Raw genomic sequence first — 14,241 nt, forward strand, 5'->3', positions numbered from 1 at the left:
AAAGTTTCATCGAATGAAGCTAGTAAGCAGCCTGAGGTAACATTACAGGGCAAGAAAAAGCTCTGAACACCTCTCAAATCTTCAAGTTCAGTTTACTGAGCAAGGCAATATGACGAGCAGTCGCTTGAGTACAATATTTTCAACAATCCCAATCAATTAACCAGTAATATTGCTGCTTATATTTTTTCCTGAAGATTGATATGGCCATGTAGGTTTTTTATGGTGCTTTAAGATGTTGCAAAAACATGTAGTAAGTCAATGGCCTTGACATTTAGTTCCAATCTGGAGCTGCAGCTGTTCCTGGTCCGTACCCCCAGCAGGTGTTCATCCAGCATCCACCCGCTACATGCTCTAACTCCTCTTTACTAAGTTGACTGATTTTCTCCGAAGTAAATTCGCAGCCATATTCTTTAGCAAGACACACGACTTCTTCAGCAGACTTAGCTGTTTTGAGCTTTTCTTGAAGGTGTGTATCGCCTTTAGCTTTGGCAAGGAAAAACTGGAGTTGTTCATCGGACATTGGTGTTTTGCGAGTCATCTCAAAATACCCAAAAAGAAAATACAAGCCAATCCTTCGACTAGGGGATATTTAGCGGTGCTTGGCCGGCCGTCAATGCTGCATCTGAAGGATTGATACTGAACCGGGTGGTAACTAGCTTGAAGGAGCACCAAGCAAGACCGATGAAAGACAAAACAGCCAAGAAGGACACCGATGCAAATCAGAACAGACTCAGCGAAAACGAGCTGAAAGCCGTTCAAGGCGGCATGACCTGGAATCAGTTCGTTGGGAATCAGGACAACCTTGGACTGGAGGAAGAGGCCACAGCACATGACCAAGGAGTTTGGGAAGGGCCTTAGTCCCTCCACGAAACCAGGCACTAGGACTCTGGCTGTCGCTCATGGAACCGAAGCTAACCAAGCCTCTCACGCCTGAAAACAAACAAAAGAACTGATGCCGTGATTAGTGAATAGGTCCGGTTCATCAATGCAATCGTTCAGGTCGTGCTCCGAACCACCTCAAGCCTGGCAATTGGTATAGGTGAGTGAGTGATTGCTGGAAGACGCATCGATAGGCACAAATACAGTCACCCTTAACCTGTGGCCAAAAGCTCCTGACTTGGCTGCAGACTCCAAAAAATTCATCAAATTTTTATGGATCAAAGTCAGGACGCCACGGTATGGAAACGACAAACAACATCGATACGTAACACGAGCTCTAAAAATTGATGTGGAAGGAAATCGGAGTGTCAATCACCTCCCCACCGACGCCTGTAGCAACCTGGGACGAGAGCAAGTCGGAAAAGAAACTGATGTGCTGCTAACCGGACAGGGACCAGCTTCATTGCGAAAGAAGGTCAACTGATATGAGCAACGAACATAATTAAAGCGGCAGACGCCCACACAAAGCAGAACCTGAAAGACTTCATCCGAAGCATCATGACAAGCAACAGCTCAAACAGGGCAGTTCAGAACAACGACAGAGTCAACCCAATGGTAAAAGTCGCGATCATTCGCACAACGGTGACACATTTCTGAACGAAGTAAGGCGCGTTGATTCAGAACAGTGATCAGCTGATCTTAAGCGCCAAACACACTCGCAGATGTTATGGCATTCGTCTCAAATTTTGCAGAGCACTGGATCTTGGCCCAGGATTGTTAACGGCTTGTTGGTCATGGCCAAGGACTCATTGAAAAGGGTCATTGCGCCATCTACAAGGACTACCGCGAACATGCATAAAACCCAGAGCCAGAGCAGCCATCCATTCCGGATCTAGGCACTGGGCACTGGGCACTGGGCACTGGGCACTGGATACTGGATACTGGGCACGACTGAAGAAATGACCCACCAACATAATGAGTTTTGGTATCTGTGAAGGGGCATCAGTCGAAGGGTTTCAGTGTTATTCAATCAGCCACCACATCAACAACAGTCCCCAGTGATTCAGGCTGAACATGGGGGCTGAAAGATGATGATTTACACGTCAGAACGTTAAAGACTGATGGCGAAAAGCACGAAATCGAAACCTTGATCACTTGAAAGCAATGATTTTGAGTAGCATTCGTTCTGCGGATTGAATTCATGCATAGAATCAACCATACTAATACACATTGCATGGATCCATCGGGAAGCGTTGCGGTGCAAGCAAATGAATAAAAAGTTAATCACTGGCAGTAACAATCCTCAGCTCAAGGCCTACTGGCGCACCCGTCTAGGAGTGACAGCTTGGCAACACCCTACGGGAATATTGACCAGCCGTCGCCTTCGAAAGGGCCATGGCCCCTTAACCGTTGTTCATTTCAAACGTCTTAGCCTCAGATCGATGACACGGGCGCTTTGTCATCCCAAGCAACTCAATCGCCTTGAGGTTCGTACATCTCTGGCCTTTATTGTTGGCCCTCTTTTATTTGCTATCGGATCGTTGTGGTCGCTGATGGAGCCAGGAGCAGTAGAGATCAGTTCAGCAACACTTGCAATGGGATCCGTGTTCTTTACAGCAGGGGGCTGGTGGCAACTGAGACAGGCACAAATTGCTGTTGAGAAACTTCCTGCAGAAACGGAAAACTGGCAGTGGTGTGGTCTTCGCTGCGCCTTAACCCAGAGCATGGGAACAGTGTTATTTAACATCAACACCTTCTTTCTCTGGGGTTGGGCTCAGCCAAATGACATTGGCTGGCTTTTGCTAGCAGTGCTTCCAAATCTTTTAGGATCTATTTTATTTTTAATCTCCGCTGCCGATGGCCTGATAGAGGTGGGCCACGGAAAGCTGCTGGTCTATGAACCAAATCACCTCGGCTGGTGGATCGCGATGGTTAACGGACTGGGCTGCCTATGGTTCATGCAATCTGCGTTAGCGGCTCTTCCAAATCACTTGCCAGAGCAAAGCGTTTTTAATGCAGATATGGCGGCTCGAACAACGTTCCTTGGCTCTCTTGCTTTCGCAGTGGTTGGACTCCTAAGCCTGGCTGAATGTTCAGAAGACGAGATCACCAGCACATAAAAACCTGTTAACGGTGTGTTATTGATTTAACGACCCCAGCAATGACCTCTGCCGCAATCCAACACTATCAATCATACAGATATTCATCTCACTGAGAATGAATGCCATACTCATCATAAAATTCATTACTTCAGCACTGGAATCTTTTGCTGCCGTGATGCTTGCAGAAGCTGAACAAAAGCGGATCAACCTGAGTAACACCCCAATGAGTTGGCGATATTGATCACCCTCACTGGCTTCCATCAGACACCAGCAGACAACAGACAAGCTCCACTCAACCAACCGCCCCTGAATCGAGAGTGCTGCCTCCATTACGATGAGAAGCCTCCATGCATTCAGAAAGGATCCGGGTCCGAAGGCTGATCACGCCCTCGGAATCTGTGCGGTATCCGGCAATGTTGTGGATCAACCAACAGTATTCAGTGCGTTGACAATAGACATTGGACCATTGAACAAATCACAGCGGTTCGGGCGCCGTTTGCAGAGTCTTCAGTCCGACAAGCTTTCAGATCCATCCACGTCATCATCAATGGAAGCTCTGCAACAACAAGAAGGACCCAAGGCCTGCTTCATACACAGAGCTCAGGCTGCCCGCTGATGAACGGCAGGATGATTCCCTTTCCCTGCAACTGTGGCTACCAGTGAAGAACCGCTGTGAGCAGGAACACGACTTGACCTCCTCTGAATCCGGAATCGATCTCCAAACCACCCTGGGTCACCGCCTCAGCCAAAGCAATCAGACACAGCTTGAATTACCCCGGCATCAGCTCTCCGAACACGGCTTACAGCCGGATCTTGCCTACAGGCTGATCCACGATCACCTGATGCTGGATGGCAACGCCATGCTCAATCTGGCCACGTTCGTTGGCACCTGGATGGAGCCAGAGGCGAAGCATCTGATGCGTGAGTGTGCCGATAAGAACATGATTGATAAGGACGAATATCCACAAACCGCTGAGCTCGAGAATCGTTGTCTGAAAATGCTGGCGCACCTCTGGCATGCACCGGATCCTGATGATGCCGTCGGAACATCGACAACGGGATCGAGTGAAGCCTGCATGCTCGGGGGAATGGTGCTGCGCTGGCATTGGCGTCAACGCAGAAACGCACAGGGGCTGGATGATCGCCGCCCCAACCTGGTGATGGGCACCAACACTCAGATCTGCTGGGACAAGTTCTGCGCCTATTTCGATGTCGAGGCACGCATGGTGCCGGTAACGAGGGATCACCTGCAGATGACGGCTGAGGGCGCTATCCAGGCCTGCGATGAAAACACAATCGGTGTGGTGGGTGTGTTGGGAAGCACCTTCGATGGAAGCTATGAGCCAATCGAAGCCATCCAGCAGGGGCTGGATCAGCTGCAGCAGCAAACGGGACTCGATATACCGATCCATGTTGATGGTGCTTCCGGCGCCTTTGTGGCCCCGTTCAATTCTCCCGAGCTGAGCTGGGATTTTCGACTGCCCCGCGTGAAATCGATCAACACCAGCGGCCACAAATACGGTGGTGTGCTTCCAGGTGTGGGGTGGGTGCTCTGGCGGCAGCAGGATGACCTCCCTGAAGAACTGCGCTTCAACGTCAACTATCTCGGCGGCCAGATGCCAACAATCGGCATGAACTTTTCCCGTCCAGGTGCTCAGGTGGTAGCTCAGTACTTCAACTTCATCCATCTGGGCCAGGCGGGTTATCGCCAACGCATGAGCCGCCTGGAGAACACGGCGTCCTACATCGCTGACTCACTTCAGGCGATGGATTGCATGAAGCTGCTGAGCCACCCACGGGGTCAGCTGCCTGTGTTCGCCGTCACCCTCGAGGACTCGGTGAAGAACTGGAGCGTGTTCCAGCTGTCCGATCACCTGCGAGCAAGGGGCTGGCAGGTTCCTGCTTACACGATGCCTGCCGCCTGTGAAGACCTAGCGGTGCTGCGCTTTGTGATCCGCGCTGGATTCACCCGCGACATGGCTGACCTGCTGTTGCGGGACATTCGCAATGCCGTCGACTGGTTCCAGCAGCTGAAGCAGCCAATGGAGGATCCCAATCCCGATCATCGTCCCTTCCACCATTGATCGATACCAGCTCGTCTCAGCACTACCTGATGCGACTGATCGCCATCGGGAACAACGTTTCAGCGCTGGGAGCTTTTCTGATGCTCACCCAAGGAATACCGCGCCACAAAGTGCACCGGTTGATCCTTATCAGCAGTTTCGCCTGTCTGATCATCCTGGTCTTGTTCATGCTGGTGGGAACACGAATCCTTGATTTTTTCGGGATCTCCGTCGACGCATTTCAAATCACAGGTGGATTAATTTTAGGTCGAGTTGGATTTGGAATGATGAACTCCAAGTCGGACACGACACCTAAACGAGATGCAACTGAAATCAAAAATCGTCAACAACAACTCAGCGACTCAGAATTGTACTCAGCTGCGGTCGTTCCACTTGCAATCCCACTGACAATTGGCGGCGCAACACTTTCGGCTGTGGTTCTCTTCGCAGATACGGCTGCCAGCACGGGCACATCTCTTGAGTTACTTGGAGCAACAATCGTCTTAGTGGTTGTCAACTATGTGGTTTTCAGATTTAGCAGCAAAATCATGACCCTTCTCGGCACAATGGGCATGGAAATCTTCATCAAAGTCATGGGACTCTTCATGCTATCAATAGGGATTCAATTTCTCGCCCAAGGAATCGGATCTTTCTACTTGAAATATCAAGACGCATCAATTAACGCGATTGGGTAACAATCATTATCAAGCTCGCAAACCACACCTCAGCAATCGCCAAGTGATTGAAATAAATCAAAAACCAAAGGCTGCATAAACGCAAAGATTATCGATTCGAACTACGCGTTTAATCAACGCTTGAGAAAGATTAAAAAAGCTTGCAAGAAAATATTCGTGCATCTTTGCAATAAATCTAATATGCAATATTCATTCAGACTTCAAAGAGTGCTGGCACCGAGACCTGAGCATAGCGCCATATCACAGCAAATAATCTTTCCGTCAGCAGGTCAACAACCAGCAATAGTTTCAATTCTGCTTGAGGAAGTTTAGCGAGCTTATAAAGAGTAATTTTGTGATCATATACTTGAGGAATACCCGCGACATCATCAAGAGAATGAGCTGCGATGAAGAACAATAAAGTGCAATCCGTCAAACAAGAGATTCAATATATTTTATGCACTTGTACGATTGATAGCAATAATCTATAAGCGCCTACCTCTAAACGGAAAGAGGAGAGATTAGGACTTTATTATCCTTGATATCCTGGGAAGAAGGCATAAAGAAAGAGGAGGTCAAGATTTAATCCCTTCTTTTTCCTTGTGTCCACCGAAGAAAGGAAATAAATGTTCGGTGTTGCTTGCATCACGCAAACCAGCACCACTATTTATCAAGAATTAGCAAACAACTGCACTGTCTTTACCTATAAAAACTACCACAATCTTTCCTGACTTCACCCTAGTCACTAACCAAATGAGGTGTGAAGAGGTGTGAAGAGGTGTATGTTCCAATCCTGTTGATACCAAGCGGATGAAAAGATGTCCCATGATCAACGAACAAGAACGCCTCAGACTCCATAACGACATTGAGGCTTGCCAGTCACTCCGAGACTTAAAAGACCTCGCACGGTCTCTCGTGGAGCAGCTGATTCAGAACGAAATCGATTCGGCAGATAGTGGTGTACCTATCTGTGATCGCAGTGACGGCACTGAATCGACATCCCCGGATAAAGACAACCTCAGAGATAGAGGTAAAGCGGCTGCTGGACATGAGATGGATAAGCCTTAATAGATCTTCTTCAGAACAACAGAAGATGGGTTGGATATTCCAGCCGACGAATTTAGGCGAGCAGATTCAGCACAAATTCGCAATCGAAACAGCTCAGCATGTGTTTGATGAAACTTACTCGGTATGCAAAGTGATTGGAGCCTCGGACAATCAACAAAAAAAGACGTCGGGCATCCTCGAGAACCCATTCTGTGACTGACGCCCCCTGATGGATTCGGACCATCGAATGACTGCTTAAAAGGTAATTTTCAGCCAATTCATAGCCGAGATTTCGATGCTATGACTGGCTTTTTAATGCCCGGGGTCGATTGGGGACGATCCTGAAATGGACGTTTCTGGATATGGAGCGAGCTGTATCCAGTTTTCTTGTGGATCTACCAATGCTTCCAAAGCAGTGGGTCGTTGTCTGACCAGGAATCGATAAGCAGGTCCTTCTGGAGGAAGTGAAGTGCGCCAGCCATGGCCACAGCACCGGCCCCAGGTTCAGTTCTACTGTCACGACACGCAGCGGGTCAGGTCGAGGGCTGACCCCAGGGAATCGGCATGCAGGAAATCAATCAGTCGCCAGTCTGATTCGACTGGTGGCCAGACTTCACCAATGCCACGCAAGGACCGGCAAGGCAGTTCCTAAAGCCGAACCTCGCAGGACGGTTGACGCACTATCAATCGATAGCTAGCTCTCGTAGAACGAAAGTATCGATCTAGGAGTCAATGATGACTACGTTTGTGAGATGCGAATGCGGTGACCCAGAATGCCGGTGTGTCATCGACCTTTCAAAAGCTGTGATGCGCGGCGGCAAAGCTTTCTGTACCGAAGGTTGCGCTGTCGGCAAGTGGCATGCATGTGGTTGCAACAGAGGGCTTTGCCCAAACTCACCAATTCTTTGAACTTTGGCCTGTAGGCCGGAAGATTATCAGCTGCTCCAACTCCGTGCTGATGATGGGCTGACTCACAACTGTTGACTAATAGATTAGCGAGTCTTGTAAGTAGAATTAAAGCGTTTAATATGCGATTGCGGCATTCTCAATGGGTCGAAGTCGAAACGCGGTTGCTGACAGGAAGCGGGCAGCCAGTGATCGAACGTATGTTGCACCATAACGCCATCGAAGACCGGGAGACCATGCAAAAGTCAGATTGCTGAAAGCGCTGTCAGCCCAGGTGGTGATTGGGATTTAGAGGGGTGAGGCACCGACAGGAAGAACCATCACCTGGTGTGATTCGTAATTAGGAAGGCGGAGAGATGGTGGATACATCCAAAGGGAACAAACCCATGACAACACTCTACCAACTACAAACCGTTGCTGAACACATGTCTAAGTTCGTGTTTCAGGAGAGATTTCCAACCCATCGTGAACTCAGCATCTACCGCGTTGTTTGTCTCCACCAGGCAGGTGAGGAATATGGAAAGCATGGAATGACGAATAGGCAGGAGACGTTCGATAACCTATCAGGGCATATGTTTGTTGAAGACACCACCGACGAGGAACTTGAAACCTGTTGCGCCACCCTCAAGAACATCGAAACATACATTTGGAAGAACGGCGAAACTGACACTTTGGTTCCCGCCGCTTTGTAGGGACGAATCGCCACTGAGGCAGGCGAGGCAGTTCTCGCTAACGCAACCAACTTGACTGAAAACCGAATCGCTCGACTTGACGGTAACTTCATCGTCAGCACATTACGGAAGAATGAAGATGCCGTCTTCAATGATGACTGATAAATAACTGAGTCTTCTTCCAAGCAAACTAGTTAATGGACATTGATCGCTTTGATTCTTTATATAAACTGCGCATTTCAACTGAGATCAATTGGCATCATGGTATAGATACGGCTTTATTGTGCACATGGAAACTGACCAAGCAATTATCGTTAATTCTTCAAACCCTTATTATTTACTGATGAAGATATACTCTGGCCGCCAGGTCATGGTGGGCAAAGAAGTCAGTGGTCTTAAAATTGGCCCTAGCTTGGTTGCGAAGAATCATGATTTTGAAGGTGCATATTTGCAGGGGGCCTTTTTGGCTTTTAGTGATTTAGCTGATAGTAATATAAGTAATGCTAATTTTCAGGCAGGATCGATATCCAAAGGAAACTACCGGAATGTTTCTTTTAAGAATTCTAAGCTCTCCGTCACTTCTTTTGCCGATGCTCATGTGTCAGGGTCGAATTTAAGTGGCGCCGAGATGGTGCTGATGGATAATTCAGGTTGTGATTTTCGTGATGTCCGTTTCAACGGTGCTTTAGTTGTTGGATCATCATTTGATTTTGCTGATCTTAAAGATGCTAGTTTTGATGGATCAACCCTCCAGAATGTTGGTTTCCAATACTCAGATCTACGTGGAGTTAGTTTTAGTGATGTTGTCCTTTCGGGCTGTACTTTTTATGGTGCAACTGTAAATGACGACACATTTAAGGGAGCAATTTTCCGGGATACGATCATGCCCGATGGCACAATCCTCGGAGGCTCTGCTCCTGTCTCCGAATCGGTTCGATTTGGCCCTGCTGATTTTGGATTACTGCTTGAATCTGATGACGTACTGTTCAAACCTGCATTACAGGAGCAGTCTCCAGGGGCCTTAAATTACGGCGATGAGCTCAAAGGCATACGGCTTGTTTCCGGCACTGATGCCTCTGGATACGATTTATCCGGTCTCGACCTTAGTGATTTGTCCTTTGATGGCAGTGATTTTCGCGGCGTTAATCTTTCAAATTCAAATCTTGGTGGCACATCTTTTATCAATTCTGAACTAGATCATATTATCGCTCATGGTGCGGATATTGTTGATAGTTCAATCTCGAATTCTTCCTCTCAAAATTCTCATTACGATCAAACTTGCTGGTTATTTTCAAGCCTTGCAAATACTCAGCTCATGAATTCTAGTTTTCGCAACGCAGATCTGAGATTTACTAATTTATTGTCTGCCAATTTTGAGAATGCCGATCTGCGAGGTGCCGACTTAACAGATGCTAATGCAATTGATGCTAATTTTGCAGGTGCTGATTTGCGTGGTGCAAATCTTACCAACCTTGACTTGACAGGTGCTCATTTTAAGGATGCTGTGATCGATGAAACCACAATTTTTTGTAAGACAGTTATGCCTGGTGGAACCGTTCGTCATTCAATTCATGGTCATTGTCCGTCACAGCCAACCTTTGAGTTCAACCCATTTAACATTTTTTTGGGACCTCAATAGGTGATAATGGGAGGATTCATAAGGTCCTCCCTTTATCGCGTTTATGAGTTCGTTGCTATGGTTTGGATAAATCTTGAAGCAACACCATAGAGGACCCCAAGAACACCAAGGTCGACAAGAAAGAGAGGGAGTCACCGGAACTCAAGGAAGAGTTGAATTAAGAACAGTTAGAGGGTGTGTCTGGAGGACTCTCAAAACAACAAATCGTGGTTGCTCCTTTTCCAGCATGTATAGACCCTGATGAGAATATTTTATAAAGAAAGAGGAGGACAAAAGTAAATCCCTCAACTTTCCTTATGTCCACCAAAGAAAGGAAAAAATGTTCGGTGTTGCTGGCACCATGTGAAACAAGCACCACTATTTATTGTTCAAATCGCACCCATCATACCGTCCTCCTGAGCGAGTTTGGCATCGAGTTGTTCCTGCGGCGAGACGGGGGGCAAGGTTGAGAACAGTCCTTCTGCACCATCGACTCCCTTAAGTTCTTCAGCAGTCAACTCTTCTTCGGGTTGTTGTAATTGCTTTTCTTTCTCAGACATTACCTTGATGAATGATAGGACTACACACTTCATAGCACCTATATCTAATCCTCGTCTTCCTTCGTCTGTAGGATTTCTAGTTTCAAGCACGCAACGGCACGAAAACACGGGCGTTCTGATCCACGAACAACCCTTGTCCCTTATCTCTAGTCATCACATACTCAACGGATGGTTTTCGTACTCTCTTAAAAGAACCTCGGTTACTTGGTTCACGACAACGACAACATCGAATACTTCTTCGCACTTGAACCCACGAGTGACTAGAACGAATTAGAGATTCTCGCGGACACTCAAACTGAAACTCCCACGGAGAAAGAGAAGGACTACTCAGAAGACGAACTCTCCCTGGAAGAAGCCGTGGCACTACTCGACTGAGGAGTTGGGAGGTTCTACCTCCCTTAATACTTTTTCCTACTGGACTTATATAACGCCACCAACTCCTGCATCGTCCAGGGTCTAGGAGTTTTATTGTGCCTACTACCCGAGGGCGAGTTCTTCGTCGCGAATCTGTTGGTTGTAGAGGGTGATAAGTCTGCTATCTCTGTCTTCGATAGTCTCTTCACTCGTATAATCCTGTTTGTCTTTAATGTCGATTTGATTCACAAGTCAGTTTGAAGAGCGTTTCCAACCGGAAATATCCTGTTCCATTTGTTCGTAAAAGGCAAGTGTCGCCAGATACTTCTGGTGCTTGTATTTATCTATGAGCGCTTCGTCTCTTGGGAGGTGCCCGTTCTCCATCAACCACACCTTGTCTGCGAGGGATGCAGGGATGCCCCAGCGAGGGCGTTCAGAGGGTGAACCCATCTAAAAACTTATCTCGTCTCTCCCACTCACAGAAAACAGGGATGCCATCTCTATTCAAAGAACCATCCCAGAACACCGCGTCCTCCTTCGTCTCCTTCGGTTCAGGGAAGTTGGGTTCGAGTCTGTAACCCTCGTCCTTGTCGAACTCGCCGCCCATACGAACGAACTCTTCGTCTGTGCAGTCCATCCACCACTTGAGTGAACGCACGCTGGTGCGGGCAGTGAGAGGGGTGTCGTAGGCGGGTTCACAGGTTATGGACTTCTCCAACTGCCGTTGGAGTTCGGCGAAGACATCCGCCTTCGACTCTCTAAGTGATGTCTTCTCCATACCCTGCTCCTCTCCCACTCACAGATGACTTGTCCCACAGTCAGTTCCTCGGCACCCAGACGGGTGTCCCACTCTTCGTTGATGGACTGCCATTGCTTATACGCTTCTTCCTCGGTGAGGACGCGCTCTTCATAAGCGAATGAAAATGTTTAACCCGTGAATTCAATAAGTCTTTCATAACAAAATCCCCCTAGTGAATAAATTATAGCAATTATCGCAGAGTTTGTTTAACCCATTTGAGTGGTTTATTAGTCGGTTCGAGTTAAACATAGTCCTCCATAGTTACAGTGTTCTGTTGAACTTCGATGAACCGAACTCTCTCCTTGCCCACTCTCTTCCGTGTGGTTTCCAGACGGATACCGTTCTCACAAACCACCTTGTTGATAGAGCGAACTCGTCCATGTTTGGAGTCGTTCTTGTAACCCAAGACATCGAGGTGAGTGTGAAAGATGTCATGAGAGAAGGTTTCTCCGACTGAACGGAAGATAAACTATCTCATCTTGTTCTCTGAGTTGTCCATCACCGCCTAGTTGGCGGAAACTCTGACTTCGTTGAGACGCCAACCGTTTGACTTCGTCTCCACATAATAAGTTGATAAGTGTCCTTCACCCTTTGGAGGGGAACCATCCTGTTCACTTATGACTGTGAGATTTTGATGGGATAGTCTCTCTTGGAGAACATCTCGTTATTGAAGATGGTTCTTCCGAGGCATCCTTCTGGGAACAGACGAAGGAGTCTGTACGTTTCGGTGTAGATAAAGGAAGAGAGTTGGGTGATACTAAGTTCCTTTATCTCCATCGTTCCTCCCACGATACTGAGGGGGTTCACCTGAATAATGTTTCCATCGTTCTGGTAGATACCAAAGTAGTGAGGGCAGACTAATTTGAGTAGTGTCCGATAACAATAAGGAGTTACATTCTCCTCTGAACACCCCCACCTCTTAGTCATCTCTGGATAAACCCACTTGTAGTAGTCAGGATGCCTGTTCCACATAAGGGTTCGGGGAAAGAGTCCTCTCCCTTATCTTGGTGCCAGTTCTTTACTTGAGTGAAGGGTTGAATGTCCTCCATTCTCCAAACTGAACAAGGTGTAACTTTGGTGGTCGGTGTATTATAAACAGGAGTGTCAGTGTCGGGAGTTGCTGTGACATAAGTCATAATCTTTCTTCTGGGATTATTATGATCAGTGGTAAAAAAACCTCTTCGGGTTTGCATGGTGAAGGGGGTTTCTTTTTGTCTAACCACACTCTTATTTAGCAGATTTCTAAACCCTAGTTTTATAACTTTACGGTGTCCCGACTTATCCCAAAAGCCTCCTGACTATAGTAATAAGATAATAATAATATATTAACAACAATATAGTGAGAGGAGTTTCGGGACAACTTGGGACACCCACATAAAACCCCTCCTCACTGACGAATAAATAGCAATACGTGATTGCCATCACTTCAGGCACTGTCATTAAGAACTCCTGTTTGACCGACAGGGATTCTTTTTTTATCTAAGGTATCATTTCCTCACTATCCTTCACTGAAACCCCTTACAGAGGCGCCTAGAAGGGTTACAGAAGGTTTATTCTAAGTCCCTAACAATGTAATCCTCACTGCTTCCCAAGAATATACCTGCCTTCTTCCACTTCTTGCCTTCATCCATCAATACCTGCTTCCTCATTTTCTGACTTCTCATGATGGATGCGGTGTAGTTGGATTCAATAAATCTCACACTGTTACCTGCCCATCTCGCAACGGTAAAGATGGGTACTCCCGCCTCTAAACGAGAGCAGATTCCTACTGCTCTCATTGAGTATTCTGTGTAAGGCATCTTCAGTTCCTTCATAATCACCTTCCACCTATCTGTATAAGTGGTATCTGAGAACCCATTGCCTATATTTGGGTCTGCACCCAAAGGAGTTTCCTTATTCACCTTAAAGTTCGGCAATTCCTCCTGAATCTTTCTGAGTTCAGAGAGTTTATCTGACTTGAATATCACCAATCTTCTACCTGTCTTACCCAGTGAGGGATATTTAACTCATTCTCACTGCCTGTCTTCACCATTCCCCAAGTCAATGGCCTCCATTCATGAGGACGAAGAGCAGCGGCAGTGCAAATATGGACATAACACCTGAACATCTTCCTCATATAAGTCTGCCTGCCCTTTGGTACATCCTCCACATACTTGTCCAACCACTCTGTGATTAGAAGAAAGTCATCAACAGTGATGGGAGGGTTGGAGTCATCTCTCTTTCTCTGGTCGACAGTGCAAGTCTCAATAAAGGGAGGGTCGTAATCAATGTATTCCTCTCGTCTGAACCATCTCAATGCTTCTTTGATGGTGATGATTTCGTTGTTGACAGTGGCAGGGTCCTTACCCATAACAAGTCGGAACTTTGGATAATCCCTGAAGTCTTTGTTGGAGTTGATTCTTCTGGCATCCTTCATTCCTCTCTCTTGGATGTAGGGAAGGATGCCATTCCTTACCTGAGAGTTCTTTGCGTTCCTGGTGTATGGAGATATCTTGCCTATCTCTACCTCACTCTAATTGTGTTCCATAAAGAAGTGAAATAGACGGGTGATAGATGTTTTGGTGACGA

At 47.1% G+C, this 14,241-nt stretch carries 14 protein-coding genes; 7 read left to right on the top strand and 7 right to left on the bottom strand.

All coding sequences use genetic code 11. From position 1 onward, the window contains the following. Positions 1 to 271: 271 nt before the first annotated feature. Positions 272 to 538, bottom strand: coding sequence for a Nif11-like leader peptide family natural product precursor (locus tag SIB58_RS08900; RefSeq protein WP_414494862.1), 267 nt, complete (start codon positions 536 to 538; stop codon positions 272 to 274). Positions 539 to 681: 143 nt separating this feature from the next. Between SIB58_RS08900 and SIB58_RS08905 the strand changes: the two genes are divergently transcribed. Both SIB58_RS08905 and SIB58_RS08910 read left to right on the top strand, forming a co-directional pair. Beyond that, positions 682 to 858, top strand: coding sequence for a hypothetical protein (locus SIB58_RS08905; protein WP_156486489.1), 177 nt, complete (start codon positions 682 to 684; stop codon positions 856 to 858). A 1,274-nt stretch (positions 859 to 2,132) separates the two neighbouring features. After that, positions 2,133 to 2,999 carry a hypothetical protein gene (locus SIB58_RS08910; protein ID WP_414494864.1) on the top strand — a complete coding sequence of 289 codons (867 nt, stop codon included), beginning with the start codon at positions 2,133 to 2,135 and terminating at the stop codon, positions 2,997 to 2,999. An 18-nt stretch (positions 3,000 to 3,017) separates the two neighbouring features. Here SIB58_RS08910 and SIB58_RS08915 read toward each other — a convergent pair whose 3' ends face one another. After that, on the bottom strand, positions 3,018 to 3,311 hold the full coding sequence (locus SIB58_RS08915) for a hypothetical protein (RefSeq protein WP_067325248.1): 294 nt from the start codon (positions 3,309 to 3,311) through the stop codon (positions 3,018 to 3,020). A 359-nt stretch (positions 3,312 to 3,670) separates the two neighbouring features. Between SIB58_RS08915 and SIB58_RS08920 the strand changes: the two genes are divergently transcribed. Both SIB58_RS08920 and SIB58_RS08925 read left to right on the top strand, forming a co-directional pair. Further along, on the top strand, positions 3,671 to 5,065 hold the full coding sequence (locus tag SIB58_RS08920; RefSeq protein WP_067325537.1) for a glutamate decarboxylase: 1,395 nt from the start codon (positions 3,671 to 3,673) through the stop codon (positions 5,063 to 5,065). A gap of 29 nt (positions 5,066 to 5,094) precedes the next feature. After that, complete coding sequence (locus SIB58_RS08925) at positions 5,095 to 5,739, top strand: MarC family protein (protein WP_067325242.1); 645 nt, start codon at positions 5,095 to 5,097, stop codon at positions 5,737 to 5,739. A gap of 193 nt (positions 5,740 to 5,932) precedes the next feature. On the opposite strand, the gene SIB58_RS08930 is transcribed toward SIB58_RS08925, so the two are convergent. Further along, complete coding sequence (locus SIB58_RS08930) at positions 5,933 to 6,154, bottom strand: hypothetical protein (RefSeq protein WP_156486488.1); 222 nt, start codon at positions 6,152 to 6,154, stop codon at positions 5,933 to 5,935. Between the two features lie 1,346 nt (positions 6,155 to 7,500). On the opposite strand from SIB58_RS08930, the gene SIB58_RS08935 reads away from it, so the two are divergent. The 3 genes from SIB58_RS08935 to SIB58_RS08945 all read left to right on the top strand — a co-directional run bounded on the left by SIB58_RS08935 (position 7,501) and on the right by SIB58_RS08945 (position 9,981). Next, the gene (locus SIB58_RS08935) at positions 7,501 to 7,674 is read left to right on the top strand and encodes a hypothetical protein (protein ID WP_074159272.1); all 174 of its coding nucleotides are present in this window, start codon (positions 7,501 to 7,503) and stop codon (positions 7,672 to 7,674) included. A 383-nt stretch (positions 7,675 to 8,057) separates the two neighbouring features. Next, positions 8,058 to 8,363: a hypothetical protein gene (locus SIB58_RS08940; protein WP_156486487.1), complete on the top strand. Its 306-nt coding sequence runs from the start codon at positions 8,058 to 8,060 to the stop codon at positions 8,361 to 8,363. 268 nt (positions 8,364 to 8,631) lie between these two features. After that, positions 8,632 to 9,981, top strand: a complete 1,350-nt coding sequence (locus SIB58_RS08945) for a pentapeptide repeat-containing protein (RefSeq protein ID WP_156486486.1) — start codon at positions 8,632 to 8,634, stop codon at positions 9,979 to 9,981. A gap of 368 nt (positions 9,982 to 10,349) precedes the next feature. Here the strand turns inward: SIB58_RS08945 and SIB58_RS08950 are convergent, their stop codons facing one another. From SIB58_RS08950 to SIB58_RS08965, 4 genes are all read right to left on the bottom strand, one after another. Then, positions 10,350 to 10,520 carry a hypothetical protein gene (locus tag SIB58_RS08950; protein WP_156486485.1) on the bottom strand — a complete coding sequence of 57 codons (171 nt, stop codon included), beginning with the start codon at positions 10,518 to 10,520 and terminating at the stop codon, positions 10,350 to 10,352. 787 nt (positions 10,521 to 11,307) lie between these two features. Beyond that, entirely contained in the window at positions 11,308 to 11,670 is a 363-nt protein-coding gene (locus SIB58_RS08955) for a hypothetical protein (protein WP_067325228.1), read from the bottom strand. A 1,553-nt stretch (positions 11,671 to 13,223) separates the two neighbouring features. After that, positions 13,224 to 13,643: a hypothetical protein gene (locus SIB58_RS08960; RefSeq protein WP_067325222.1), complete on the bottom strand. Its 420-nt coding sequence runs from the start codon at positions 13,641 to 13,643 to the stop codon at positions 13,224 to 13,226. Further along, entirely contained in the window at positions 13,637 to 14,089 is a 453-nt protein-coding gene (locus SIB58_RS08965; protein ID WP_067325219.1) for a hypothetical protein, read from the bottom strand. Before SIB58_RS08965 ends, SIB58_RS08960 begins: the two co-directional genes overlap by 7 nt. Positions 14,090 to 14,241 lie beyond the last annotated feature (152 nt).

Source organism: Synechococcus sp. MIT S9504 (assembly GCF_047497135.1).
GTDB lineage: Bacteria > Cyanobacteriota > Cyanobacteriia > PCC-6307 > Cyanobiaceae > Synechococcus_C.